General features: G+C 61.5%; 21 protein-coding genes. 6 read left to right on the top strand and 15 right to left on the bottom strand.

Annotated features, from left to right (window positions below; translation table 11 throughout):
* The first annotated feature begins 76 nt into the window (after positions 1-76).
* On the top strand, positions 77-421 hold the full coding sequence (locus tag AB5Y89_RS11635) for a TusE/DsrC/DsvC family sulfur relay protein (RefSeq protein WP_368223816.1): 345 nt from the start codon (positions 77-79) through the stop codon (positions 419-421).
* Between the two features lie 105 nt (positions 422-526).
* Here the strand turns inward: AB5Y89_RS11635 and dedD are convergent, their stop codons facing one another.
* The 7 genes from dedD to AB5Y89_RS11600 form a co-directional block, all read right to left on the bottom strand.
* Entirely contained in the window at positions 527-1,324 is a 798-nt protein-coding gene (gene dedD / locus AB5Y89_RS11630) for a cell division protein DedD (RefSeq protein WP_368223814.1), read from the bottom strand.
* Positions 1,325-1,503: 179 nt separating this feature from the next.
* Positions 1,504-2,763: a bifunctional tetrahydrofolate synthase/dihydrofolate synthase gene (gene folC / locus AB5Y89_RS11625; protein WP_239053740.1), complete on the bottom strand. Its 1,260-nt coding sequence runs from the start codon at positions 2,761-2,763 to the stop codon at positions 1,504-1,506.
* Between the two features lie 2 nt (positions 2,764-2,765).
* Complete coding sequence (gene accD / locus AB5Y89_RS11620) at positions 2,766-3,629, bottom strand: acetyl-CoA carboxylase, carboxyltransferase subunit beta (RefSeq protein WP_010675139.1); 864 nt, start codon at positions 3,627-3,629, stop codon at positions 2,766-2,768.
* A 119-nt stretch (positions 3,630-3,748) separates the two neighbouring features.
* Entirely contained in the window at positions 3,749-4,558 is an 810-nt protein-coding gene (truA, locus tag AB5Y89_RS11615) for a tRNA pseudouridine(38-40) synthase TruA (protein ID WP_041214976.1), read from the bottom strand.
* A 166-nt stretch (positions 4,559-4,724) separates the two neighbouring features.
* Entirely contained in the window at positions 4,725-6,851 is a 2,127-nt protein-coding gene (locus tag AB5Y89_RS11610; RefSeq protein WP_368223812.1) for a FimV/HubP family polar landmark protein, read from the bottom strand.
* Between the two features lie 293 nt (positions 6,852-7,144).
* Positions 7,145-8,161: an aspartate-semialdehyde dehydrogenase gene (locus AB5Y89_RS11605; protein WP_069785217.1), complete on the bottom strand. Its 1,017-nt coding sequence runs from the start codon at positions 8,159-8,161 to the stop codon at positions 7,145-7,147.
* A 147-nt stretch (positions 8,162-8,308) separates the two neighbouring features.
* Complete coding sequence (locus tag AB5Y89_RS11600) at positions 8,309-9,430, bottom strand: 4-phosphoerythronate dehydrogenase (protein ID WP_069785218.1); 1,122 nt, start codon at positions 9,428-9,430, stop codon at positions 8,309-8,311.
* 250 nt (positions 9,431-9,680) lie between these two features.
* On the opposite strand from AB5Y89_RS11600, the gene AB5Y89_RS11595 reads away from it, so the two are divergent.
* On the top strand, positions 9,681-10,403 hold the full coding sequence (locus AB5Y89_RS11595) for a phosphatase PAP2 family protein (protein WP_368223810.1): 723 nt from the start codon (positions 9,681-9,683) through the stop codon (positions 10,401-10,403).
* A 53-nt stretch (positions 10,404-10,456) separates the two neighbouring features.
* Here the strand turns inward: AB5Y89_RS11595 and AB5Y89_RS11590 are convergent, their stop codons facing one another.
* Positions 10,457-11,278, bottom strand: a complete 822-nt coding sequence (locus AB5Y89_RS11590) for a MetQ/NlpA family ABC transporter substrate-binding protein (RefSeq protein ID WP_041214971.1) — start codon at positions 11,276-11,278, stop codon at positions 10,457-10,459.
* Between the two features lie 341 nt (positions 11,279-11,619).
* On the opposite strand from AB5Y89_RS11590, the gene AB5Y89_RS11585 reads away from it, so the two are divergent.
* A complete protein-coding gene (locus AB5Y89_RS11585; RefSeq protein ID WP_102948550.1) occupies positions 11,620-12,072 on the top strand; it encodes a VOC family protein in 453 nt (150 codons plus the stop codon).
* Between the two features lie 14 nt (positions 12,073-12,086).
* Here AB5Y89_RS11585 and AB5Y89_RS11580 read toward each other — a convergent pair whose 3' ends face one another.
* On the bottom strand, positions 12,087-12,284 hold the full coding sequence (locus tag AB5Y89_RS11580) for a hypothetical protein (protein ID WP_010675148.1): 198 nt from the start codon (positions 12,282-12,284) through the stop codon (positions 12,087-12,089).
* 220 nt (positions 12,285-12,504) lie between these two features.
* Here AB5Y89_RS11580 and AB5Y89_RS11575 point away from each other — a divergent pair, with 220 nt between their 5' ends.
* Positions 12,505-13,044, top strand: a complete 540-nt coding sequence (locus tag AB5Y89_RS11575) for a hydrolase (protein WP_368223809.1) — start codon at positions 12,505-12,507, stop codon at positions 13,042-13,044.
* Positions 13,045-13,259: 215 nt separating this feature from the next.
* On the opposite strand, the gene modF is transcribed toward AB5Y89_RS11575, so the two are convergent.
* On the bottom strand, positions 13,260-14,714 hold the full coding sequence (gene modF / locus AB5Y89_RS11570) for a molybdate ABC transporter ATP-binding protein ModF (RefSeq protein WP_286701167.1): 1,455 nt from the start codon (positions 14,712-14,714) through the stop codon (positions 13,260-13,262).
* A 118-nt stretch (positions 14,715-14,832) separates the two neighbouring features.
* Complete coding sequence (ppsA, locus tag AB5Y89_RS11565; protein ID WP_048207926.1) at positions 14,833-17,205, bottom strand: phosphoenolpyruvate synthase; 2,373 nt, start codon at positions 17,203-17,205, stop codon at positions 14,833-14,835.
* Between the two features lie 307 nt (positions 17,206-17,512).
* Between ppsA and AB5Y89_RS11560 the strand changes: the two genes are divergently transcribed.
* Positions 17,513-18,325 (top strand): pyruvate, water dikinase regulatory protein, encoded by an 813-nt coding sequence (locus AB5Y89_RS11560; protein WP_010675153.1) that lies wholly within the window; start codon positions 17,513-17,515, stop codon positions 18,323-18,325.
* Between the two features lie 129 nt (positions 18,326-18,454).
* On the opposite strand, the gene AB5Y89_RS11555 is transcribed toward AB5Y89_RS11560, so the two are convergent.
* Positions 18,455-18,730 carry a hypothetical protein gene (locus AB5Y89_RS11555; protein WP_081000923.1) on the bottom strand — a complete coding sequence of 92 codons (276 nt, stop codon included), beginning with the start codon at positions 18,728-18,730 and terminating at the stop codon, positions 18,455-18,457.
* A gap of 356 nt (positions 18,731-19,086) precedes the next feature.
* On the opposite strand from AB5Y89_RS11555, the gene AB5Y89_RS11550 reads away from it, so the two are divergent.
* Complete coding sequence (locus AB5Y89_RS11550) at positions 19,087-20,463, top strand: amino acid permease (protein ID WP_368223808.1); 1,377 nt, start codon at positions 19,087-19,089, stop codon at positions 20,461-20,463.
* Positions 20,464-20,624: 161 nt separating this feature from the next.
* Here AB5Y89_RS11550 and AB5Y89_RS11545 read toward each other — a convergent pair whose 3' ends face one another.
* The 3 genes from AB5Y89_RS11545 to AB5Y89_RS11535 all read right to left on the bottom strand — a co-directional run bounded on the left by AB5Y89_RS11545 (position 20,625) and on the right by AB5Y89_RS11535 (position 25,187).
* Positions 20,625-21,326, bottom strand: coding sequence for an SIMPL domain-containing protein (locus AB5Y89_RS11545; protein WP_010675156.1), 702 nt, complete (start codon positions 21,324-21,326; stop codon positions 20,625-20,627).
* 54 nt (positions 21,327-21,380) lie between these two features.
* The gene (locus AB5Y89_RS11540) at positions 21,381-21,938 is read right to left on the bottom strand and encodes a hypothetical protein (RefSeq protein WP_010675157.1); all 558 of its coding nucleotides are present in this window, start codon (positions 21,936-21,938) and stop codon (positions 21,381-21,383) included.
* A gap of 87 nt (positions 21,939-22,025) precedes the next feature.
* Positions 22,026-25,187: a beta strand repeat-containing protein gene (locus AB5Y89_RS11535; RefSeq protein WP_368223807.1), complete on the bottom strand. Its 3,162-nt coding sequence runs from the start codon at positions 25,185-25,187 to the stop codon at positions 22,026-22,028.
* Positions 25,188-25,205 lie beyond the last annotated feature (18 nt).

The raw sequence follows: 25,205 nt of genomic DNA, 5'->3' as shown, positions 1-25,205 counted from the left end.
TCTGCCCCGGTTGCCGGACGGGACGCAAGGCGCTACCATGCCCGCCCCATTGAGATAGCCTTTTCGAGGAAGCGTCATGTCCGAGCCACATCATTTGCAGTTCAACGGCCAACTCATCAAGACCGATGCCCAGGGCTATCTGCGCCACAGCGAGCAATGGAGCGAGGCGCTGGCCCTGGTGCTGGCCGAGAAAGAGGGGATAGTGCTGGAGGATCCCCACTGGGAAGTGGTGCGTTTCGTACGGGCCTTCTATCTGGAGTTCAACACCTCCCCCGCCATCCGCGCCCTGGTCAAGGCAATGGAAAAGCAGTATGGCCCGGAGAAGGGCAACAGCCGCTACCTCTACAAGTTGTTCCCGGAAGGCCCCGCCAAGCAGGCCACCAAGATCGCAGGCCTCCCCAAGCCGGTGAAGTGCATCTAGGCCTCCTCGGCAACCCGATAGCCACACAGCCTCAACCGTGTTGGACACAAAAAAAGACCGCGCCCATGTTGCCATGAGGCGCGGTCTTTTCATTTCATCGTCCTGTCAGGGGTTGTAGGCCACCACGGAGCCGCTCAAGCCCGTCATCTGGCTGATCCGGCTCTGCATGCCCTGCAACTTAGCCTTGGAGACATCCGGCCCGATGAAGACCCGGTTGATCTGCCCCTGCACTGGGGTTCTCGGCGACGTCTGGGCCGAGTAGCCCGCCGCCCTCAGCTTGCTCACCAGGGCATTGACGCTGTCTGCATTCTTGAAGGCGCCGAGCTGCAGTATCCAGCTCCCCTGAGCCGGGGCTGCTGCTGCCGGTGCCGTAGTCGGCTGGGCCATCTTGCTCGCGATGAGATCATCCATGGTCTTGATCTGGCCCGCCTGTGGCTTGGCCTCCACCGGTTTTTGCACCTCTACCGGCTTGGTTGGCACCGGCTTGGGTTTGGGCTGCTCCACCGGTTTCTTGGCGATCACTTCCGGCTTGGGCTCGGGTTTGGGCTGGGGCTTGGGTTGCTGTACCGGCTGCTGCTGGGTGATGGGAACCTGACTGGCTCCCGCTGGATTGGCTCCCCCCTGATTGGCCAGGGTCACGGTATCGCCAATCTCCTCTACCTGCCACTGGGTCGCGGCAGAGGCCTGCTGCTGACTCGCCAGATGCTCGGCCGGCAGGGTGCTCGCCGCCGAGACCTGAAGCGCAGGTTTGGCGGGCTCGAGCTCCGGACGCAGGGGGATCTTGGCGAAGGCCTCGTCCTTCTGCTCCAGCTTGTTGCCGTCCATCAGGTCCGGCAGAAAGATGACCACCAGGGCGACCAGGATGACGGTCCCCACCAATCTGTTTTGAAACTTCGAAGCCAAGTTAATTTCCACCCATGTTACTTAGGATCCATTGCAATCTTGCACACTTCGCAAAGAACGCCTCCCCTCACGCCGGCTGGCGAAGCCGGGTCCCTCGCCACCCACTTGGCCTGAAAGGGGATTATCCAGTGCAAAACCCGGCCCGTCGTCACGATGACGGAGCCAGGGGAGCGAACGGCTCAGACCGCGCCCAGAGCCAGCACGTCGGCGACAGTGTAAAACGAGCCGAACACAATGACCATATCGTCAGGACTCGATGCGGCCAAGGCGGCGCCGTAGGCATCCCCCACGCTGGCAAAGGTGAGCGCCGCGCCCCGGCCGCTGCCAAGGGCCGTCGCCAACTGGTCGGCCGTGGCCGCGCGCGGGCCGTGGAGGCTTGCCAGGAACCACTCGTCAATCAGACCGTCAAGCTCGGCCAGCGACCCCGCCATGTCCTTGTCCTTGAGCATGCCAACCACGGCGCGGCGCTTGCCCTTGCCGGGGAGCTGGCGCAACTGGCTGGCGAGATAGGCGGCAGAGTGGGGATTGTGGGCCACGTCGACGATGACCAGCGGCGAGGTTTGCAACTGCTGCATCCGGCCAGCAAGGCGGGCATTGGCCAGGCCGTCGCGGATGGCGGACTCCGCCAATGGCAGACCGAGGGACTCCAGCGCCGCCAGCACGGTGACCGCATTCATCAGCGGCAGGGCCGGTTTGGGCAATCCCGACCAGTGGTGCAGGCCGTGATAATCCCAGTCACCTTCATGCTCGTCACCACGAAAATCGATGCCGACCTGACGCAGGCAGGCGCCGAGGCGCGCCGCTTCGCTTGCAATGGTCGACGGCGGATTGGGCTCCCCGCTGATGGCGGGTTTACCTTTGCGATAGACGCCAGCCTTCTCCACCGCCACCGCCTCCCGGGTATCCCCGAGCCAGTCGCAGTGATCCAGGGCAATGGAGGTGATCAGGGCGACGTCCGATTCCACCACATTGGTGGCATCGAGCCGCCCCCCCAGCCCCACTTCCAGCAAGAGCACATCGGGCGCGGCGCGGCGAAACAGCCACAGACCCGCCAGGGTGGCGAACTCGAAGAAGGTGAGGGCGATGTCGCCCCGGGCGGCTTCCACCTCGGCAAAGGCCGCGCAGTGATCGCCATCGGCCAGCTCCTGGCCATTGACGCGCACCCGCTCGGTAAAGCGCAGCAGATGGGGGGAGGAGTAGACACCGACCCGGTAGCCGGCGGCCATCAGGATGCTGGCCGCCATGGCGCAGGAGGAGCCCTTGCCGTTGGTGCCCGCCACCGTGATCACCTTGAACGGCAGTTCGGTGAGGCCCATGCGGCGGGCAACCGTGCCGACCCGCTCCAGCCCCATGTCGATGTTGGCCGGGTGGATCTGTTCCAAATAAGAAAGCCAGTCGACCAGCGACCGGCTTTGGGATTGTTGCATGTGTGAACTCATCTTCAGTCTTCGATGACCTGAGTGTTCATCAGCTTGGCCAGCAGACCGGCCAGACGGTTGCGCATTTCGCGCCTGTCGATGATGAGATCGATGGCGCCCTTCTCCAGCAGGAACTCGGAGCGCTGGAAGCCTTCCGGCAGTTTCTCGCGCACGGTCTGCTCGATGACGCGGGGGCCGGCAAAGCCGATCAGCGCCTTGGGTTCGCCTACGTTGATGTCACCCAGCATGGCCAGACTCGCGGAGACGCCACCCATGGTGGGGTCGGTCAGCACGGAGATGAAGGGCAGGCCCGCCTTGGTGAGGCGATCTAGGGCCGCACTGGTCTTCGCCATCTGCATCAGGGAGAACAGGGCTTCCTGCATCCGCGCACCACCGGAGGTGGAGAAGCAGACCAGGCCGCGGCCTTCCTTGATGCTCTCCTCGACGGCGCGCACGAAGCGGGCACCGACCACAGAGGACATGGAGCCCCCGATGAAGGAGAACTCGAATGAACAGGCGACGACCGGTACCCCCTTGAGGGTCCCCTTCATCACCACCAGCGCATCCTTCTCGCCCGTCTCTTTCTGGGCGGCAGACAAACGATCCTTGTAGCGCTTGGAATCCTTGAATTTCAGGATGTCTTGCGGCTCCAGCTCGGCCGCGACTTCGCTGCGTCCCTCGGCGTCGAGGAAGCTCTCGAGACGGGCACGTGCGCTGATGCGCATATGATGGTCACACTTGGGGCACACTTCGAGATTGCGCTCCAGCTCTGCCCGGTAGAGCACCTGTTCGCAAGCGGTACACTTGGTCCACACCCCTTCCGGAATGTTGTGACGACGCGGTGTGGTGATCTTGCTCTTGGGAAGGATCTTCTCAAGCCAGCTCATGGAATTCCTTAATGCATTTGTGCCTGACAAAACACATCGAGCCTTGATTGTTCAATGACTTAACGGCTCGATGGCAATAAACGACGGATCATTAAACCACAAATTTTCGGGCCCAGTTACTAAAAACTGGTCGTACCCGGTGCCGAGTCCGGCAGCCACAGCGGGCCGAGGGGCGGCCGGGGCAACCCGAATTCGGCCGGGTAATCCACATCCACCAGATAGAGGCCGCCCGCCTTGGCGGTCGGGCCCGCCAGGTTGCGATCCTTCGCCGCCAGCACCTCGGCAATCCACTCCACCGGTTGAAGCCCCTGCCCCACCAGCAGCAGGGAGCCGGTGATGTTGCGCACCATGTGATGCAGGAAGGCGTTGGCCTTGATGTCGAGCACGATGTAGGGGCCGGAACGGCTGACACACAGGTGGGTCACATTGCGCCAGGGGGTGTTGGACTGACAGGCGACAGCCCGGAAGGTGCTGAAGTCATGCTCCCCCAGCAGGCTCTGGCCGGCCTGGTGCATCAGCGTCGCATCGATGGCCTCGTGGTAGTGGCTTACGCCTTGGCCCAGGATCGCCGGGCGGTAGTTGTGGTTGTAGATGACGTAACGGTAGCGACGGGCGGTGGCGCTGAAGCGGGCATGGAAATGCTCGTCCACCTCCCTGACCCAGCGCACGGCGATGTCAGGGGGCAGGTTGGAGTTGAGCCCCAGGGTCCAGGCGCCTTCTGCGCGGTTCGACTCGGTATCGAAGTGGATCACCTGGCCGGTGGCATGCACCCCCGCATCGGTGCGACCGGCACACTGGATGGAGACGGGGTGGTTGGCGATGCGGCTGAGGGCTTTTTCCAGCTCCTCCTGAACGCTGATCACTTCGCGCTGGCGCTGCCAGCCGAAGTACCGGCTGCCGTCATATTCAATACCAAGGGCAATTCGCATGGGTAACGGTGTCTTCTGATGAAAGGATGCAGTGAAAGAAACGGGGCGGATTATACGCGCTCGGGCTCAAAAGTCCCAGACCGGGCGAGGCCGCGGTGCGGGGCCCCCAAAGAGAGAGGGCAGCCCGCGGGCTGCCCTCTCTGGTGCATGGATGACAAGGGCCTGCCTAGCCCAGACGCTTGAGCAGCTTCTGCGCCTCGCTGCGCTGGTGCTCGCTGCCCTGGGCCACCGCCTCTTCCAGCAGCTCGCGGGCGCTCTCCTTGTCGTCGATCTCGAGGTAGGCCCGGGCCAGATCCAGCTTGGCCCCCACCCCGCCGTCATCGGCATCCACATCAAAGCCGTTGGACTCCGGCAGCACCTCGGGGAAACCGTCCAGCCCCACATCCAGGGAGAAGCCCTGATAGGGTTCCTGCTCCGTGCTGCTGGCATCGGCATCGGCCAGCAGCTTGTCGATTTCAACGAAGTCGCTGTCTTGCACCTGCTCGCGGGGTTTCACCTCCCCCTGATGGGACTCCACCTCGGCGAAGGCATCCTCGAAATCCGCCAGGGCCAGCTCGCTGGGATCCCACTCGGACGCCGTCGGCTTGGTGGGCTCCAGCCCGAGCTCGGCCAGCATGTCGTCCACATCGTCCTTGCCAAACCCCGTCTCGTCGATGTGCGGCGCCTTGGCGGCAAGCTCATCGTCGGTCGGCTCGCCAAACCCGGTCTCTAGATCGCTCAGATCGAAGTTGGCCAGTGTCTCGTCACGCTGGCTGCGGCTCTCCTCCTGGGCCTGGGCCAGATCCGCTTCCAGATCCGCGTCCAGCTCGGCAAACAGGGCGGCCTGCAGCTCCTCCTCGGTCATGATCTCGTCATGACCACGAGCAGAGGAGGTGGGCTCGTCGGAGAGATCGAGTTCCGGCACCACGGGCAGATCGAAGTCCCCCTCGTGGGCCAGATCCAGCTCGGGCACCAGATCCGGATCCCGGTTCGCCGTCGTCACCGCAGGCTCCACATCAAAAGCGGAGAGCGCCGTCTCGTCATCCCGGAAGATGACATCGGCGGCAGCACTGGCGCCATCTTGCTTCCTGCTCACTTCCGGCTCGTTGAGATCCGGCATGCCATGGAGGGGCTCGTCATCCGCGATGCCCACCGTCATCAGCTGATCAAACTCGCTGTTCTCGTCTCCCATGACCATGGAGGTCGACTCGGAGAGGCTCTTCTCCTGCTCTTCCAGCTCGCGGCGGGCACGAGCACGCAGCCAGAGCGTGACCAGGGCAAGCACCAGGAGTACCGGCAGCAGGATGATCATGGCGAGATTGAGCGGCGAAGAGAGCAGCTCCATCAGCCAGCTCTGTTTGGGCACCGGCGCCACCACGGGAGGCGTCGGATTGGCCTTGAGTTCCGCCACCTCTTTTTGCAGGGCGGTCTGATCCTGCAACTGGGCCTTGAGGGTCTCCACCTCTTCGGTCAGGGCTTGCAGACGCAGCTTGAGCCTGTGGTTCATCTCGGTGACCTGGCCGAGCTGGGCGTTGGCATCTTCCAGGGCCAGCGCCATCTCGGTAGAGGGTTTGCCCACCGCAGTGGCGGGCAGGGGCGCCGGCGCCGTGCTGGCGGCGCTGCTCGCAGCAGCGCTCACCACCACGGGGGTGGAGACAGCCGCCTTGGCGGTCTCCTTCACCTCGGGAGCTGGAGCCGTCGCCTTGGGTGCCGCCGGGATCGGCGCCGCCTTGGACGGTGTGCTCTTGGCCACCACAGCCGGCTTGGCCGGAGCAGGCTTGCTCGCCACCGGCTGGGCGACGTGGGATTGCTTGTTGGCCAGGTATTTGGGGCTCAGCCCCTTCCAGCTCGCGTTGTCGCTGTTGAAGCGACGGCGTGCTTCGGCATCCGTGATGCGCCCCGCCTCTGCGGCGGTGGGCAGCAGGATGTGGGAACCCACCAGAATATGGTTGATGTTGCCGTCTGCGAAGCTTCGGGGGTTCTTGTCATAGATGGCCACCATGGTCTGGTAGACGCTTACCCGGTTGGACGGGCGATGCTTGCTCGCCAGACTCCAGAGGGTATCGGTGGGACGCACGGGACCATAACTGCCAGCCGACGCAGCAGGCACCTGACGCACGATGGGCTCGGCTCTGGGCAGGGTGACGGGCGCCACGGGCTGGGCCCGGGGCTCTGGTTGCACCGCGGGGGGCGGTGAGCCATCCGGTCCCTTGAGTTCGACAAAGAAGGGTTCTCGCGCCCCCTCTTCGGCCTGAACCGTGCCCAGAAGCCCCAATGCGAGTAGCGTTGCCAGCGTTATGCGGGAATGTCCCATATTCGTTCCTTCGTATGACGGCCCTATCACATTGAAAAATCTGGATAGTTACCCCAAAACAATCGGCTCAATATAAATCAGGCGCCGGTCTCAAGCCAGCGATCCGACATATTTCGCGCCCGGCGGCGACCAGAAAGCAGCCCCAGACGCGAACCAGAGTGTAGAAAAAAACCTAGTCCACTGATATCACACGGTATTCCAAAAACCGGAGAGTGGGTTCCCGGTCACATCCCGGGCCCAGGGCGCCCACATCAAGGCGGGGTTCCCTCCCCGCCCGGGGCCGACATCCGGCCTCAGAGGTAGTCGCGTACCAGCAGTTCGGCAATCTGCACGCTGTTGGTCGCCGCGCCCTTACGAACGTTATCGGCCACGATCCACATATTGATACCACTCGGATGAGAAATATCCTGGCGCACCCGCCCGACCATCACATCATCCTGGCCGGTGGCATCGCGCACCGGGGTCGGGTAGTCCCCTTCATCATCAAACAGGGTGACGCCCGGGGCATTGCGCAGCAGCTCCTTGACCTGCTCGGCGTCCAGCGGCTGGTGCAGCTCCACATGGACCGCCTCGGCGTGACCGTAGAAGACCGGTACCCGCACGCAGGTGGGGTTCACGGCGATGCTGGCATCCCCCAGGATCTTCTGGGTCTCCCACACCATCTTCATCTCTTCTCGGGTGTAGCCGTTGTCGGTGAAGGCATCGATCTGCGGGATCAGGTTGAAGGCGATCTGCTGCGGATAGAGGCTCGGCTCCACCGGACGGCCGTTGAGCAGGTGGGCGGTCTGGCCCGCCAGCTCGCTCACCCCTTCCTTGCCGGAGCCGGAGACGGACTGGTAGGTCGCCACGTTGATGCGACTGATGCCTACCTCGTCGTGCAGGGGCTTGAGCGCCACCAGCATCTGGATGGTGGAGCAGTTGGGGTTGGCGATGATGTTACGGTTGCGAAAATCGGCCAGCGCGTCCGGGTTCACTTCCGGAATGACCAGGGGGATGTCCTCGTCGTAGCGGAAGCAGGAGGTGTTGTCGATGACGATACAGCCGTGCTCGGCGGCGATGGGCGCCCATTTGGCCGAGACCTCGGCACCGGCGGAGAAGAGTGCGATCTCCACCTGGCTCCAGTCAAAGGCCTCCACATCAAGGATGTCGACGTTCTTGCCGCCAAAACGCACCGTGTCCCCAGCGCTGCGACTGGAGGCGAGCGGATAGAGGGTCGCTACCGGGAAGGCGCGCTCCTCCAGGATCTCGATCATGGCCTGACCCACGGCGCCGCTGGCACCCAATACCGCTACGTTGAATTGCTGACTCACTGATCTGTTCTCCTGTGATGCGGCCCGTCGGGGCCGGGCATGAGGGCCCCGGCTGGCACGCGTATCGGTTTGATGACAGGCCCGCCATGATGCCGGGCCGGGGGGAAGCGCCGCCTGGGCAAGCCCCTCCCCTTGTTGAAATCGGGTTTATTGCTTCGAGACGGCAAAGCCCAGTCGGGCCAGTCTGTCGTCGGCGAAGGGCCCTTTCAGTTGCAAGGCGCCCAATTCGCGCCGCTCGGGGTAGCGCTTGCGCTGCTCATCGAAGCTGCCGGGCAGCCCGATCCGGTTGCGAAAACGGGCGTCGTCACGGCGCACGTCATAAACAAGGTGGACAAGCTGCTTGATGAGCGCCTGATCCGCCGGCTGCCCCGGCGTCAGCTCGCGCACCTCGGGGGCAGGCAGCAGGGATTGCAGATCCTGGCGCGGGGTGCGCCCCAGTTGCCGGCACAGCGCCTCATAGAGCATCCAGGTGCCACGGGCCTTGCCTTCCAGGCTGTAACCGGCGATGTGCGGGGTGGCCAGCTCGGTATGGGGCACCAGTTCATTGAGGGGCTCCGGCTCTCCTTCCCACACGTCCATCACCAGTCGCAGGGGATGGGGTCCCTGCTGGCGGACAAGCAGGGCACGGTTGTCCCACACCTCGCCGCGGGATGCGTTGATGAGGATCTGCCCGGCCGGACGCTCGGCGATCTCCTCGGCTCCCAGCAGGTGGAAGGTGGCCTCATCCCCTTCACGAAGATAGGGGACATGGAAGCTGACGATGTCGGCATCCAGGGCAGTGCGGTAATCCACGAAGTCGCCAGCGGCGCCGCTACGGGCCAGGGGCGGGTCGCAGCGCAGCACCTTCATCCCGAGCGCCTCGGCCTTGCCGGCCACGCTCTCGCCGGTGTTGCCAGCGCCGATGACGGCGAGGCTCATCTCGCTCAAGGTCAGCTCATGGCGTTCCGCCAGAACCAGCAGGGCGGAGAGCACATAGTCCCCCACCGACACCTTGTTGCAGCCGGGGGCGCTGAAGAAGGGGATGCCCCGCGCCGCCAGCAGCCCCTGATCGATGTGATCCGTGCCGATGGTGGCCGTGCCGACAAACCCCAGCCTGGGGCAACTTGCCAGGAGCGCTTCGTTGACCCGGGTCACGGAGCGCACCAGCAGCACATCCACCTCTTGCAGATCCGCGGCCTTTATTTCTCGTCCCGGCAGGGGAACCACTTCACCAAATTCCGCAAACAGCTCCACCGCATGGGGCATATTTTCATCAACGACGATCTTCATCGGCACGCATCTCGTCCACAAGGGCCACAGGCGCGCCATTCTAGCCCAAACGCGACGGATTTTCAGAGGCTTGTTGGCAGACCGCTCTGCGGCCATCTTTCCGCCTCCCGGCCTCAGGTGCGGGCACGATGCCCGGCAGCATCATATGTAACAGCCTGTTGCCCTCGCCCCCTTCGCCTTGACCAGAGCAACCTGACTGGCACAATGACGCCTCTTTTTAGCCGCTCGCGCCACCGAACCGGACCCCTTGATGCCGACTCACTCCTCTTCGTTGCCACGCCGCAAGGTGCTTCATTTCAATGCCCTCCTGCTCCTCCCCCTGCTGCTGCTCGTCTGCCTGCCCTGGCAGCCGTTCATGACCCAGGCCCTGCAATCGGGCTGGCTATGGTGGCCCTATGCCCTCACCCGCATGGTGGACTTGCCGGGACTGGTCTTCACCATTGCCGCCCTGCTGCTGCTCACAAGACACAAGCTGACGCTGGACGGTTGCGCCCTGTTGGCGCTGGCTGGCGCCCTCTTTGCCGTGCTGGCGAGCGACTGGGTCATCAAGAGCCTCATCAAGCTGCTGACCGAGGAGCCCAGGCCCTACCTCATCTGGCTGGAGAGCCAGGAGCTGATCCCCGCCATCCGCCAGTTCTATGGGGGAAGCCAGGCCCTTCGCAGTGAACAGGTCCACGCCGCGACCCAGTTGCTGGCGCTGCCCGCCTGGCTCGGTCAGCACTGGCAGGCAGAGGTCAACTACGCCTTTCCCTCCGGTCACAGCATCGCCGCCATGAGCCTCGCCCAGTTCTTCGGCCTGATCTGGCTGGCCCGGGCACCCGCCGGGGCCTGGCTGCTGCCACTCTGGGCCATCGGGATCGGCCTCTCGCGCACCCTTATCGGCATGCACTGGCCCCTGGATGTGCTGGCAAGCGCCCTGCTTGGCAGCCTTACCGCCCTCCTGGCCGCCCGCTGGTGGTTGCGCCACTACTGACGTCCAATAAAAAACGGGCACCTTGGTGCCCGTTTTTATCGCTTGTACGCCACTCACCCCTTCTGCTGCCAGCCCTCGGGATACTTGTAGCCGACGAAGCGCTTGGCGGCATAAGCCTTGAATTCGGGGGAGTTGTAGGCAGCCGCCACATCCTTGGCGAACGGCTTGCCCGCATCGGCGCTCTTTACCACCACCCAGTTGATGAAGTCATAGCTGCGCTCGAGGAAAAGGCCGGAGCTGAACGGGATCCCGCTTGAGGCGGCAAAGTTGCCGTTGATGACGGAGAAGTCCACATCCTCACGAGAGCGCGGCAGCTGCGCCGCTTCCAGCAGCACCAGCTTGAGGTTGTGGGGGTTCTTCACCACGTCGAACTCGCTCGCCTTGAGAGGATTGATCCCCTCCTTGAGGCTCAGCCAGCCCAGATCCTGCAACATCAGCAGTGCCCGCGCCTGGTTGGTGGGATCGTTCGGGATGGCGACCGTGCTTCCCTCTTTCACCGCCTTCAGATCCCCCAGCTTGCCGGCGTAGAGCCCCATGGGGCCGGTCGGCACCTGGGTGATGGGCGCCAGAGAGAGACCCCGGTCTTTGGCGAAGCTCTCCAGATAGGGCTTGTGCTGGAAGCAGTTAACGTCAAGCGACCCGTCCGCCAGGGCGATATTGGGGGTCACGTAATCGGTGAACTCCACCAGTTTGACCTTGTAGCCCTTGGCTTCGAGCTGCGGCTTGATAGAGTCGGTCACCATGTCGGCAAAGTCGCCAACCGTGGTGCCGATGACGATCTCTTTCTTCGCCTCATCGATGGCAAAGGCGGACAGCGGCAGGCTGCTGGCGAGCAACGCCAGGGCGGAAAGGGTGAAGAAGGAACGACGTTGCATAAAAACTCCCTGTCAACATGATCATCAAAACGGTGAGCGGTCGGGGGCGCAAACATGCAGTCAGCGCACAACCATCTAGCCATCCAAACGGCTAACTGAGCACACCATAACAGAGCTCGTAGCCTTCGCCAAGCAACAAAGCCGGGCAAGCTTGGCCAGCACGAAGCAAAGCGCATCCCGCAACTGGATGAAAAATCTTTGACAGAGCGCGCAGTTATGCGCCTTGCCCTCTCCCTGCCTGGCGTCAAACTGGCTTATTGTGGTCATTCGATACCCATTTACACAAGTTCCAATGAGGGCCTGATGGGCTGCTCTACACCCAGACAACACAAGGAGTCACCGTGTTCGATCATGTTGAAATCAAGGTGGTGCGTTTTGACTCCTGTCAGCATTTCTACGCCACCGTGCTGGCTCCTCTTTTGATAGAACTCAAATGGTCTGATGAGACGGCGGCCGGTTTTGGCCTGATGGGCCGCGATCACGTGGGCTTCCTGATTGAGCGGGGGCAGCAGGGCGCCTCCTGCCATCTCGCATTCAGGGCCGACGACGCGACACAGGTGGATGCGTTCCATCACGCGGGGATCAAGGCAGGCTTTGCCTGCAATGGGTTGCCGGGACTGCGTCCCCACTATGCCCCCAATTACTACGCCGCCTTCCTGGGCGATCCCGATGGCAGCAACATCGAGGCGATGACCTACATTGAGTCCTCACACGCCGCAAACACATCGCAGCACTGTGCCACCCAGCAAAAGGCCCTGCATTCGGTGAATCCAGGGCCTGAGAAGTACACGTAATGAGTCGGGTTAGATTATTTGACCGCCTTGCTGGCGTTCTCCAAGGCCTGCTTCTCGGCGGCGTTCATGATGGACGCCTGGCGGTTTTGCTCGGCCTGGTAGCAGGCGTCCTTGCTGATCCCTTGCGCCTGGCATTCCGCCATGCGTTGTGCCGGGCTGGCGCAACCGGCCAAAAGGCCAGCCAGGGAGACGAACAGGATTATCTTCTTCATGGTACTTCTCATCGTTAATGGAAAATCGTCCAACTACGCAGTAGCGGGTTGATGCGTCGCCCCTTGTCATGCACACCACAACTGAGAAAACGGGCTCCATGACGGGCATCCTAGTGCCCGCCACGCCGTCGGTCAGCTCACAATTTGTATCAAGATGTACGCGAGAATGGCTCCCAGGATGGCGCTGTATCTCATCCGCAACGGAGAAAGGAGACAAAAAATGCAGAAACACCATCACCCAGGCCTGCTGGTGGTCGATATTCAGGGCAAGCTGGCCCGCCTGGTCGAGGAGAGCGACGCCCTGATTGCCAATACCGCCAGGCTGGTGCAAGGGGCCAGGGTGCTGGGGCTGCCGGTTGTCTGGCTGGAGCAGAACCCGGACAAGCTCGGTGCCACCGTGCCCGAATTGCAATCGCTGCAGGCAGGCGATCTTGTGCTGCCCAAATACAGCTTCGGCGCCCTGGGGGAGCCCACTGTGGCGACCGCGCTGGCCGAAAGCGGGGTAGAGCATTGGCTGGTATGTGGCATCGAGACCCATATCTGCGTCTACCAGAGCGTGCTGGGACTTCTGGCCAGCGGCGCCCGGGTCTCGCTGGTGGTGGATGCGGTGTCGTCTCGCACCCTTGCCAACCGGGATCTCGCCATCGCTCAGCTGGCGGCCCGGGGCGCCGCCCTCACCTCGGTGGAGATGTGCCTCTATGAGCTGATGGGGGACTGCCGCCATCCGGCATTTCGCCAGATCCTCTCCCTGGTGAAATGACCGCCATGATAGACAATATGGCGCCCTTTCTGTTCGCCCTCATCGCCTTCGGGGCGGCATTCATGGTGACTGTGACGGGGATGGCCGCCACCCGTCACTATCTGGCCTAGCTCTGGCTGGGGATCATGCTCTTCTTCGGGCTGTGGTGGACGCTGCTAGGGATGCCGCCGCTCCTCGCCGAACCGGCCCCTCTCTGACCATGCCGCCCGGACGGCTCAGCTCCCCAGACGCTCCTGCAGATAGTCGTATCCTTCCCCCTCCCTTGGCACGAAGCTCAGCCTGTGGGTCAGACCGGGGGGCGCATCATCGGCATGATGGGAAACGAACAACAGCTGGGTTCCCTCGCCCACGAGGCGCGCTACCATCTCCCGCACCAGGTGACGGTTGAGGGGATCCAGTCCCTGCAGGGGTTCGTCCAGGATGAGCAGCGGCGGATGCTTGACCAGGGCACGGGCGATCAGCACCAGTCGCTGCTGACCGAAAGAGAGAGAGTGGAAAGGCTGCGCCCCCTGATCGGCCAGCCCCAGCAGGGCCAGCCACTGGTTGGCCAGCGCCAGCTGACGATCCCCCGGCCGGGTATAAAGCCCGATGGAGTCGTAGAAACCGGAGAGGATCACTGTCTGCACCGGGCAGCTGACACGATAGTCCAGATGCAGCGCCGGGCTCACGAGCCCGATGTGGCGCTTGATCTCCCAGATGCTCTCGCCGCTGCCCCGCCGCCGTCCGAACAGATGGAGCTCATTGTTGTAACCTTGCGGGTGATCTCCGGTGATGAGGGAGAGCAGGGTCGACTTTCCAGCCCCATTTGGTCCCACCAGTTGCCAGTGCTCCCCCTCGTCAATGGTCCAGTCGAGCCCGTCGATGATCACCTGATCCCCGTAAGCGATACGCATGGCTTTCATGACGACCCGAGGGCCGGGAGGCAAGGGCTCGGGTATCGTCAGCGGGGGCGGCAAACGGGGGGATACCGTTTCGGCGCGTGCCAGCTGGGCCACCTCCTGGCTACCGAGCACCGCCTCACGCTCCCCCGCCAGCAGCAGACGACACTCGCCGAGCAGGCCGAGGTGAGTGGCAAAGGGGGGGATCTCGTCAAAACGATTGACGATCACCACCAGGCGCAGCCCCTCTGACACCAGGTCGGCCAGCAACATCATCAAAGAAGCCCTGGCCCCCTGATCCAGGCCATCGAAGGGTTCGTCCAGCACCAGCAGCTCGGGTCGCCCCAGCAGGGCGCGAGCCAGCAGCAGCTTGCGCCCTTCCCCGCTCGAGAGGTAGCGATAGGGGCGATCCCACAGGGGTTCGATGCCAAAACGGGCCAGCAGCGCGCGTGCCTCATGCTCCTCGCCCCCCGCCTCCAGCATCAGGGTCGATACCCGATACCCCGCCTCCTCCTCTTCTCCCAGCATGTCGGTATTGCGCCGCTGCCAGTCCAGCTCCCCCAGCTGTTGCTGCGACTCGAACGAGAGTCGCTCGGCCCGGACTCGACCCGATACCGCTCCGGCACGCACGGCCAGCTCGCCGCACAGGGCCGACGCCAGCGCCGTCTTGCCGCTGCCGTTGCTGCCGACGAAGGCCCAGCAGGCCTGCGGAGTGAGACAGAGTTCGGGAATAACCAGGGTGTGGTGGCCACGCAGGGCCAGGGTGGCGGATTGCCACTGCAATGAGGTCATGGGATCGTCCTGTGATGGGTGCGGAGCGCCTTGCTCTTTCCCCTTTTAACAGAAAAAGGGGGGCGCAGACAAAAACGGCGCCATTGCGGCGCCGTGTCATCAAAAAGCGGGGACGGGTTTAGCCGGCCTTGTGCTGCTCGGCCAGATAGAGCCAGGTGTCGACCACGGTATCCGGGTTGAGCGACACGGAATCGATCCCCTGCTCGACCAGCCAGGCGGCGAAGTCCGGGTGATCGGACGGCCCCTGGCCGCAGATCCCCACGTACTTGCCCGCCTTGCGGGCGGCGGCGATGGCCATGGCCAGCAGCGCCTTGACCGCCTCGTTGCGCTCGTCGAACAGGTGGGCGATGAGCCCGGAGTCCCGATCCAGCCCCAGGGTCAACTGGGTCATGTCATTGGAGCCGATGGAGAAGCCGTCGAAGTGCTCGAGGAATTTGTCCGCCAGCAGCGCATTGGAGGGCAGCTCGCACATCATGATGACTTTCAGGCCGCGCTCGCCACGGCGCAAGCCGTTCTCAGCCAGTATCTCCACCACCTGCTCCGCCTCACCCAGGGTACGCACGAAGGGGATCATCACCTCGACGTTGGTCAACCCCATGACATCCCGCACCCGTTTCATCGCCTCGCACTCGAGGGCGAAGCAGGGGCGGAAGCTGTCGGCGATGTAGCGCGACGCACCACGGAAACCGATCATGGGGTTCTCTTCATGGGGTTCGTAACCACGGCCCCCCACCAGGTTGGCGTACTCATTGGACTTGAAGTCCGACATCCGCACGATGACCCGCTCAGGCCAGAAGGCGGCCGCCAGGGTAGCGATCCCTTCCGTCAGCTTGGCTACGTAGAACTCCCTGGGGCTCTCGTAGCCCGCGATCATCCTGGTGATGGTGGCCTGGAGTTCCGGGGTCTGCTGATCGAACTCCAGCAGCGCCTTGGGGTGGACCCCGATCATGCGGTTGATGATGAACTCGAGGCGGGCCAGGCCCACACCGGCATTCGGCAACTGGGCAAAATCGAAGGCGCGGTCCGGATTGCCGACGTTCATCATGATCTTGATGGGCAGGCGCGGCATGTTGCCCACCTCGGTCACCGCCACGTCAAAGTCGAGCTCGCCGTCATAGATGAAGCCGGTATCCCCTTCCGCACAGGAGACGGTGATGAGCTGACCATCCTGGATGTGGTCGGTGGCGTTGCCGCAACCCACCACTGCCGGAATGCCAAGCTCCCGGGCGATGATGGCGGCGTGACAGGTGCGTCCACCCCGGTTGGTGACGATGGCGGAAGCGCGCTTCATGATGGGCTCCCAATCCGGATCCGTCATGTCGGTGACCAGCACATCACCGGGCTGCACTTCATCCATCTGGCTGATGGAGGAGATGACACGGGCCGGACCCGCGCCAATCTTGTGGCCGATGGCACGCCCCTCGATCAGCACCTTGCCGGTTTGCTTGAGGGCAAAGCGCTCGAGGGTATTGGCTTCCTGGCGGCTACGCACGGTTTCCGGACGGGCCTGAACGATGTAGAGCTTGCCATCCTGACCATCCTTGGCCCACTCGATGTCCATCGGGCGACCGTAGTGCTGCTCGATGATGAGGGCCTGCTTTGCCAGGGCCATCACTTCCTCGTCCGTGATGCAGAAGCGGTTGCGCTCGGCATCGGTGGTGTCGACCACCTTCACCTGACGGCCATGACCGGCATCCCCGGAGTAGGTCATCTTGATGAGCTTGGAGCCCAGCGTCTTGCGCACCACGGCGGGGCGCCCGGCCTTGAGGGTCGGCTTGTGCACATAGAACTCGTCCGGGTTGACGGCCCCCTGCACCACCATCTCGCCCAGGCCCTGGGCGCCGGTGATGAAGACCACGTCGTTGAAGCCGGATTCGGTATCCAGGGTGAACATGACGCCGGAGGCGGCGAGGTCCGAGCGCACCATGCGCTGCACCCCGGCGGAGAGAGCGACCCCCTTGTGGTCATAGCCCTGATGGACCCGGTAGGAGATGGCGCGATCGTTGAACAGAGAGGCAAACACATGCTTGATGGCAGTCATGACGGCATCGATGCCGCGCACGTTGAGGAAGGTCTCCTGCTGACCGGCAAACGACGCATCCGGCATGTCTTCCGCGGTGGCGGAGGAGCGCACGGCAAAGGATGCCTCGAGCCCGGCGCTCAGCTTGTCGTAGGCCTCGCGCACCGCCTGCTCCAGAGCGGGCTGGAAGGGCGCTTCCACCACCCAGTCGCGGATCTGCTGACCGGCCCGGTTGAGGGCGGCGATGTCATCCACATCCAGACTGTCGAGCAGGTCATGGATCTTGCCGTTGAGGCCGCTTAACTCCAGAAACTCGTTAAACGCAAAGGCCGTGGTCGCAAACCCGCCCGGCACGGACACGCCGGCCCCCGAGAGGTTGCTGATCATCTCGCCAAGGGATGCATTCTTGCCGCCGACGCGTTCAACGTCCTGCATACCGAGCTGTTCGTACCAGAGTACGTACTGTTGCATTTGCATGTCTCCAGGTTGGGGGGCCAGGGTGACAATTCACCTGCTGTGCCAAGTCGTGTGTTTTTGTTAGTGTCTGTTGCCAACGACCATGAAAACGTTTTCTATTTATTGTCAAAAAAATCCCCGAGCAAGAGTTGGGGATGGTCGTTTGACACAGGCATTCTACAATAGCGACACAAAAAGGTAACGACTCAGGTTTGCAAGCGAGTTCACAACTTGGGCATGGCAGATCTGTTGACAAAAACGATATGGTTTCGAGAGATACTTATTTCTCGCCGCCCCCTGGAGCGCACCACAGGAGTCCGCAGTGCACACCGTATTCTATGTATCCGACGGCACCGCCATCACCGCCGAAGTCTTCGGCCACGCCGTGTTGAGCCAGTTTCCCCTGGCCTTCGAACAGGTCACCATCCCCTTTGTCGAGACCCAGGAGAAAGCGCGCCAGGTACGGGCACGCATTGACGAGCAGTTTCGCCAGACCGGGGTGCGCCCCATCCTGTTTCACACCATCGTCGACCCCATGGTGCGTGAAGAGGTGCTCAAGGCCCAGGCCAGCAGCCACGATTTTCTCAACACCTTCGTGAGCCCTCTCGAACAGGAGCTCGGTATCAAGGCCGAACCCAGGTTGCATCGCACCCATGGCATGGAAAACCGCAAGCTCTACGACGATCGCATCGAAGCGGTCAACTTTGCGCTGGCCAACGACGATGGCATCACCACCAGGGAGTATGACGAGGCAGACATCATCCTCATCGGGGTCTCCCGTTGCGGCAAGACACCGACCAGCCTCTATCTGGCGCTGCAATTTGGCATTCGCGCCGCCAACTATCCCTTTATCGAGCAGGACATGGGATCGCTGGAGCTGCCCGCCGCCCTCAAGGCCAATCGCCACAAATTGTTCGGCCTCACCATCATGCCGCAGCGGCTGCACGAGATCCGCAACCAGCGCCGCGCCAACAGCCGCTACTCCTCGCTTGATCAATGCAAACAGGAGCTGGCCAGCGTCGAGAGGCTGTTCCGCCAGGAGGCGATCCGCTTCCTCGATACCAGCTCCCACTCGGTCGAGGAGATCAGCGCCAAGATCCTGGAAGCGACCGGCCTTCGCCGCCAGCTCTGCTAACCTGCAAGGCTGCGACAGCACAACGCACCATGAGACAGAGGAGTGGCAAGATAACGAAACAGAAGAACAGGATGAAAAAATAATGCCAGCATCATCGCTGGCATCCCATCACTCGCGGGGCAAGCAGGCTCAGGGCTTGTTGAGTTCCTTGTTGTTCATCAACATGCCGTGAAAATTAATGAGTCCCCTGCCCTTGCGGACTCGCTCGCTCAGCCAGCAAGCTGGCACCAGCCCCATCCCGGCAGCAAGGATGAGCACCATGGCGATGTGGTTCACCAGGTAATCCGCTCCCAACCAGCCCCAGACAACAAGGCTGCTCATCGCCATCGTCAGCAACATGGGGGATAGCCAGATCCCGAGCCAGAGCACGACCATCACCAGGCCACCGACTATACGCTCCATCATATGAGTCCCTTTTTATCAAAGGGCAACAAAGCCATGAAAACCGGACTGAGTCAATAGATGGAAATCCATCAGAACACAAAACCAGCAACCACTCTCAAACCCCCTTTCCAGATCATGAAAAACCTGCATGGCGCACAAAATAGCAGCCGATGATGAGGAAAACAGGTGCATGAATGGTCGATTATCACTATTCTGCTCGGGTTGGTAGCCGCTACAAAAAACAGCCAGCGGCAAACCGTAACGATATAAATACGGATTTCGTCACGTTTTCGGCACAAGATGCCGCGCCAGGCAGAGGAAGTGCTGTGTCTGACGGGACGCGAGCCGAGTGATTTCAGCGACGTAAGGAAGGAAGCATGGATCTTCAACAACACGGCGAGGAGCTCAAGCGCGGTCTGAAAAACCGCCATATCCAGCTTATCGCACTGGGCGGTGCCATCGGTACAGGCCTGTTCCTCGGCATTGCCGACACCATCAAGATGGCGGGCCCTGCGGTGCTGCTGGGCTATGCCATCGGCGGCTTCATCGCCTTCCTCATCATGCGCCAGCTGGGCGAGATGGTGGTGGAAGAGCCGGTTGCCGGCTCATTCAGCCATTTTGCCTACAAGTACTGGGGTGACTTCGCCGGCTTCGCCTCCGGCTGGAACTACTGGGTGCTCTATGTGCTGGTGAGCATGGCCGAGCTGACGGCAGTCGGTATCTATGTCCAGTACTGGTGGCCCGAGGTCCCGACCTGGATGTCGGCGGCTTTCTTCTTCGTGCTGATCAACGCCATCAACCTCTCCAACGTCAAGGCGTTCGGCGAGATGGAGTTCTGGTTCGCCATCATCAAGGTGGTCGCCATTCTCGGCATGATCGGATTCGGCGGCTGGATGCTGTTCTCCGGCAGCGGCGGCCCCGAGGCCACGGTCAGCAACCTCTGGGCCCAGGGTGGCTTCTTCCCCAACGGCGTCGGCGGGCTGGTGATGGCCATGGCCTTCATCATGTTCTCCTTCGGCGGTCTGGAGCTGGTCGGCATCACGGCAGCGGAAGCGGACAATCCCGAGAAGAGCATCCCAAAGGCCACCAACCAGGTGATCTACCGCATCCTCATCTTCTACATCGGTGCCCTCACCGTACTGCTCTCCCTCTATCCCTGGGGCAAGGTAGTGGAAGGCGGCAGCCCGTTCGTGATGATCTTCCATGCGCTCGACAGCAACCTGGTAGCCAACGTACTTAACCTGGTGGTGCTGACCGCCGCGCTGTCGGTGTACAACAGCTGCGTCTACTGCAACAGCCGCATGCTGTTTGGCCTGGCCAAGCAGGGCAACGGCCCCAAGGCCCTGCTCAAGACCAACAAGAGCGGCGTGCCCCTGACCGCCATCACCATCTCGGCCGCGGCCACCCTGCTGTGCGTGCTCATCAACTATTTGATCCCGGGCAAGGCCTTTGGTCTGCTGATGTCCCTGGTGGTCTCCGCCCTGGTCATCAACTGGGCCATGATCAGCCTGGCGCACCTCAAGTTCCGCAAGGTGATGGCTGCAGAAGGCGTCACCACCAAGTTCAAGGCACTGTGGAGCCCGTTTGGCAACTACCTCTGCCTCGCCTTCATGGCCGCCATCCTGGTGATCATGTACATGAACGACGGCACCCGCATCTCGGTCGAGCTGATCCCGGCCTGGGTCCTGGTACTCGGTATCGGCTATCTGCTCAAACAGAAGAGCCAACGCAAGCTGGCTACCAACCTGGGCTAGGCATCAAGCCTCCTCCAACAAAAATGCCGGTCACTGACCGGCATTTTTTATTCCATTCCCGTTTCACCTGACCCAATTCGCGGCTCACTTGTCCTGCCAGCCCCTGCAATGACAAACCCGAGGGGTTGCCTCGGGTTTGAGTGATGGACAAAGGGGTTGTGTTATTCCAGCAGGAAGACGGCTTCTACATTGTCAGTGATGCTGATCTGCTGCTGTTGATAGCTGTTTTCCATCATGTCGGCGGCAGGGGCTGCCGCAGCCTTCATGGCACGGGTATAGACCGGCATGGGGGAACTGTTGCGGTATTCAACGCTATACACCTTGCCAAGCTTCATGCCGAAAGCCTTGGCCAGGGATTCCGCCTTGCTCGTGGCATCAGCAACAGCACCAAGCCGGGCCTGCTCCTTGATGACCTGTGGTGACTTCAGGCCGTACTCTATCTGGGTCACGGACTCCAGACCCGCCTTGAGGGCGGTGTCCATCAACTGGCTGAGTTTGTCCAGTTGATAGAGTTTGACGGCCAGTTGGCGCTGGGCACGGTAACCCACCATTTCGGGTTGCTTGTTCTGGGGGTACTGGTACTCGGGGGAGATCACCAGATTGCCAGCCTCCACGTCGCTGCGCTTGATGCCCAGGCTCTCCAGCTGGCCAAAGAAGGCTGCTACCTTGGTATCTACCTGCTGTTTGGCCTTGATGCCCTGCTTCTCCAGTGCCGTGACGGCGACATTGAGCGTCAGCATGTCTGGTTCAGCCTTCTGCTCCGCATAGCCACTGACGACCAGATGGGGGGCCTGAGGAACCTCGATGGCAAGCAACGGAGCACTGACAACCAGCGCGGACAGGGTAAGAAGGGGACGCCACATAAAAAAACCTCCATCATTTAGATGGAGGTCATTATGCATGTCGTCGATTGGGATTCATATATCGTGTGTCGGCGGGATCTGGTCCAGCACCTGATTGGTCATGTCGATATTGATGCTGATCTCCCCTCCTCCTGAATTGCCATGGCTTGTCATCACGGGAGCAGGCGCCTGGCTGCCAAACAGCGATTCATCCTCAAAGTGGAACGAATCCCACGACAGAACATGACCTTGTGATGGCAGATTCGGCTCGGACGTCGTCACGACGGCCAGCGCACCCCAGTCAAGCTCCTCGCCGTGGCTGAGCAGCCCCTGCAAGGAGGTATCGCTCAGGCTCTGCAACGAATACTCCTGCTGCCCCCACTCATGGCCGACCAGCACCATCATATGGGGCAGGGGCGCATCCTCTGCCGGCGTGAAGCTGATACGAGAAGCGGCAAAGTCCACATTCAGCAACCCCGCCACCTCACCATCTTCGCTCTCCAGCTCCAGACCGTTGAGCGTGTCACCCGTCATCGTGGCCTGATAGCCAAAGCGGCCGGTGCAGACGATATTGTCCTGCCCGTTCCAGCTATAGCGAATGCCGTCGATGTCGACCCAGTTGAATGACTGCATGGTGACCCTCTCCTGATACTGCAGCTATCTTATCTGCCCACTCCATCAAATAACAGGGGCCGGGCACACCCGGCCCCCATACCCTGCTTACGGATCGACCTTGAGGTTGCCCTGATCCAGCAGATCCTGAATGATCTGCAGATTGGATTTGCCAGCCGTCAGATCCACGTTGTCAAAGAGGATGGTATGAGTCGTGGTGCCACTTCCCGCTCCATCCAGATCAATGGTCAGTGTCGACTTGCCACTGCCCGGACCAGGAGCAAAGGTAAGATAGTGATCCAGTGTGCTCGCATCGGCATGCTCACCACTGAGCAGTTCACTCAGGTCCAGAACATCTCCATTGGCCCCCGTGGTGAAGTCTTTGATGGTATCCGTGCCTCCTGCATCACCTGCCATCCATTTGAAGGTATCCTTGCCAGACCCACCAGTCAGGGTATCACTGCCGGTACCCCCAATCAGCAGGTCGTCGCCACCACCACCACTCAAGATGTCGTTACCTGCCAGTCCGCTCAAGACGTTGGCATTACCATCGCCGGTCAGGCTGTCGTTGAACATGGACCCTACCAGATTTTCCATGTTGCTCAGGCTGTCTGTCCCTGCCCCTCCGGTATTCTGACTGGCACCATTGACTGTGACCGTGACCCCAGCAGCGCTGTCGAAGTAACTGGCCGTATCATTGCCGTTGCCGCCGTTCAGGGTATCGTTGCCAGCGCCACCGATCAGGAGATCATTGCCCTCACCACCATTCAAGGTGTCGTTACCGAGTCCTCCAAGCAGGATGTCGTTCCCGGCATTGCCGTTGAGCGTATCGTTTCCAGATCCCCCAATAAGGATCTCGTCGAGATAGCTCCCGGTAAGTGTCAAACCGCTCTGCACATCCACATACACCTTGGCCGTATCTGTGGTCGTGCTATTGGTGTAGTTGAACGAACCCTCGTAAGAGTTGGGAGTCGCATTGCCGGAGGTATCATCAAATGTTACCGAGCCTGCATTGTCTGTGACGGTCCCTCCAACGGCTCCCGAGACGCCCGTGATCATCTGGGTCGCAGCCAGAGGCCCGGTGTCATTGGCAAGCAGAGCCCAGTCCGGAATGGTCGCCGGGTCCTGGTTGGTGATGATAAAGTCATCACGAACCACGGTAGGACCGACCGCCGGGTTGATAACGATGGACAAGGTGCTGGACGCAGTATCCCCATCATTGTCTATCACACTGTAACCCACGACCTGGTTTATCCCCCCGACCGGAATGGATGTCGGCGGAGTATAGGTGTAGGCGCCGTTGTCCATATCCACCTTGAGGATGCCGCCTGCAAGTGTAATGGTCCATTCATTGGTCGCTGTATTGAAGGTCCCGGCTGATGTCCCTACCGAGACGCCAGCGGAGTCCGTCTTCTGGTTGTAGGTATAAGTCACCCCGCCCACGGTAATGGCATTGAGCCAGCCACCGTCGGCCCCAGCACTCGCTGCTACCCCGTTGATCAGTTGTCCTGCCAGGGGCGGAGCTACCACAGTGCTCAAAAGGGTCGCGGTCAGTTGGCTGAAGTCAGTCACCACCACTGCGGTGGTATTCGCCGGGCTGGCACCACTGACCCCGTTGTAGGCAATGGGATCCAGTGCAGACTGGGTCGCTCCCGAGCCCATCCCGAGCGCGTATGAATTGATGTTGTTCGCCGTCAGGAAATCGGCCCAGTCCTTGGTTTCACCGCTCAGTGTCGTGCCGTCACCATCGATCCCGTTCCCACCGCCAAGCGAGTTGTTGCCATCAGGAACTGTGGCGGGGGTACCGCTCAACGAGTTGGCATTTGGCAGACCATCCGACATGAAGTAAGAGACATTTTGCGCATTAGCGAGTCTACCTGTATCGCCAAAGGCTTTGATTGCCTCGTTCAGTGCATCATCGTAGTTGGTCGAGTCCGTGGGGGTAAGGCCAAGGATGATGGCCTTGGCTACATCGACCGAGACCCACACCCCGGTCGGATTGGCGGCTGAAGTGGAGAAGGTCACGATATTGACCATGACGCTGCCGTAGGCGCTGTATTTGTCCAGCAGCTCCAAAGCGGACTTTTGCATCACCTGCATCCGAGTCATGCCTTGATAGCCCGATGGATCACCCATACTGCCGGAAATATCGAGGATCAACATCAGATTCGTGTTCTGCACCTGAGTCGCCTGGCCTGCATTGGTAACAGCATTGGCAATGGGGGCATCATCACTGATCACAACCTGCAGGTTACCCGTGCCACTGTCGCCACTGGCATCCGTAGCCGACACGACGAAACTCGGACCATTCGCTGTATCACTGTTGCCCTGAACGTTGTGAGTCAGCACATTGTCTTTGAGCGTGTAGGTATAGTTCACCGTGTAGACACCGGCTGTGGGGCCGCTGACACCGGTTACCGTCAGCATTCCTTCCGTATTGTTGATCAAGGTCTGACTGCCGCCACTGGTCAAATTGTAAGCCTGCCCACCGATGGTCAAGGTAGTCAGATTTTCACCTTGGGTGTTGATGGTGAAGCTGCCATTGAATATCTCCGAATTACCACTGGCAGCGGTCCCCTCAGGCAGTCCCTCCTCATCAACCGTCGCATTGCCGATGGTCAATACAGGGACACGGGTATCCTGAGCAATATTGATGGTCAGTGTTGCCGGATCCGTATCACCATCGCCATCTTTGAGCGTGTAGGTAAATACCTCCGAGGCCCCCACGGGAACCGATGCCGCCGTGAGCGTATAACTGTATTCGCCATCCAGCCCCATGGTCAGCGTCCCATACAGCCCGGTCACGGTGAATCCACCGGCAGGATTACTGTCTGAATTGCCGTTCGAGCTCACGACCTGGCTAATTGCCGCACCATCAGCCCCCATGACGTCCACCCCGGCACCGGCTGTGCCGCCGATGGTACCCGCCCCGGTAATGACATTACCCGTCACCGGAGTGAACACACCTTCAGTAGCACTGTCAGCATCATCGTTGGCCGTCGGCACATCATCCACGATCTGCACGCTCAGGGTGTTCGAGGCCGAGTCACCGTCGCTGTCCACCAGGCTCACCGCGAAGTCTTCGAACAGGCTGTTGTTGCCGTCCGCCGTCGGGTGCGCCTCGTTGTCGTTCAGGGTGTAGCTGTAGCTCACCAGCCCCGTCGCCGGGTTGTACCCGGTGATGGTCAGGGTGTTGCCCAGCGGCGTGGTCACCCCGCTCAGCGGGAAGCCCGCCACCACCCCGTTCACCACGATGTTGATGCCACCCACGCTCAGGGTCTTCACCCC

It is taken from the genome of Aeromonas sp. s4 (assembly GCF_040907855.1).
Taxonomy (GTDB): Bacteria; Pseudomonadota; Gammaproteobacteria; order Enterobacterales; family Aeromonadaceae; genus Aeromonas; species Aeromonas caviae.
Note: the sequence above shows the minus strand (reverse complement) of the source record. Positions and strands in the feature narration are given on the sequence as shown.

Excerpts from the sequence above, each read along its gene's own strand:
- AB5Y89_RS11550 (WP_368223808.1), top strand. The coding sequence starts at position 19,087 with ATGGATCTTCAACAACACGGCGAGGAGCTCAAGCGCGGTCTGAAAAAC.
- AB5Y89_RS11580 (WP_010675148.1), bottom strand. The coding sequence starts at position 12,284 with ATGAAGAAGATAATCCTGTTCGTCTCCCTGGCTGGCCTTTTGGCCGGT.
- ppsA (WP_048207926.1), bottom strand. The coding sequence starts at position 17,205 with ATGCAACAGTACGTACTCTGGTACGAACAGCTCGGTATGCAGGACGTT.
- AB5Y89_RS11540 (WP_010675157.1), bottom strand. The coding sequence starts at position 21,938 with ATGCAGTCATTCAACTGGGTCGACATCGACGGCATTCGCTATAGCTGG.
- AB5Y89_RS11555 (WP_081000923.1), bottom strand. The coding sequence starts at position 18,730 with ATGATGGAGCGTATAGTCGGTGGCCTGGTGATGGTCGTGCTCTGGCTC.
- AB5Y89_RS11635 (WP_368223816.1), top strand. The coding sequence starts at position 77 with ATGTCCGAGCCACATCATTTGCAGTTCAACGGCCAACTCATCAAGACC.
- AB5Y89_RS11590 (WP_041214971.1), bottom strand. The coding sequence starts at position 11,278 with ATGCAACGTCGTTCCTTCTTCACCCTTTCCGCCCTGGCGTTGCTCGCC.
- AB5Y89_RS11600 (WP_069785218.1), bottom strand. The coding sequence starts at position 9,430 with ATGAAGATCGTCGTTGATGAAAATATGCCCCATGCGGTGGAGCTGTTT.
- accD (WP_010675139.1), bottom strand. The coding sequence starts at position 3,629 with ATGAGCTGGCTTGAGAAGATCCTTCCCAAGAGCAAGATCACCACACCG.
- AB5Y89_RS11595 (WP_368223810.1), top strand. The coding sequence starts at position 9,681 with ATGCCGACTCACTCCTCTTCGTTGCCACGCCGCAAGGTGCTTCATTTC.
- modF (WP_286701167.1), bottom strand. The coding sequence starts at position 14,714 with ATGACCTCATTGCAGTGGCAATCCGCCACCCTGGCCCTGCGTGGCCAC.
- AB5Y89_RS11545 (WP_010675156.1), bottom strand. The coding sequence starts at position 21,326 with ATGTGGCGTCCCCTTCTTACCCTGTCCGCGCTGGTTGTCAGTGCTCCG.
- AB5Y89_RS11610 (WP_368223812.1), bottom strand. The coding sequence starts at position 6,851 with ATGGGACATTCCCGCATAACGCTGGCAACGCTACTCGCATTGGGGCTT.
- folC (WP_239053740.1), bottom strand. The coding sequence starts at position 2,763 with ATGAGTTCACACATGCAACAATCCCAAAGCCGGTCGCTGGTCGACTGG.
- truA (WP_041214976.1), bottom strand. The coding sequence starts at position 4,558 with ATGCGAATTGCCCTTGGTATTGAATATGACGGCAGCCGGTACTTCGGC.
- AB5Y89_RS11575 (WP_368223809.1), top strand. The coding sequence starts at position 12,505 with ATGCAGAAACACCATCACCCAGGCCTGCTGGTGGTCGATATTCAGGGC.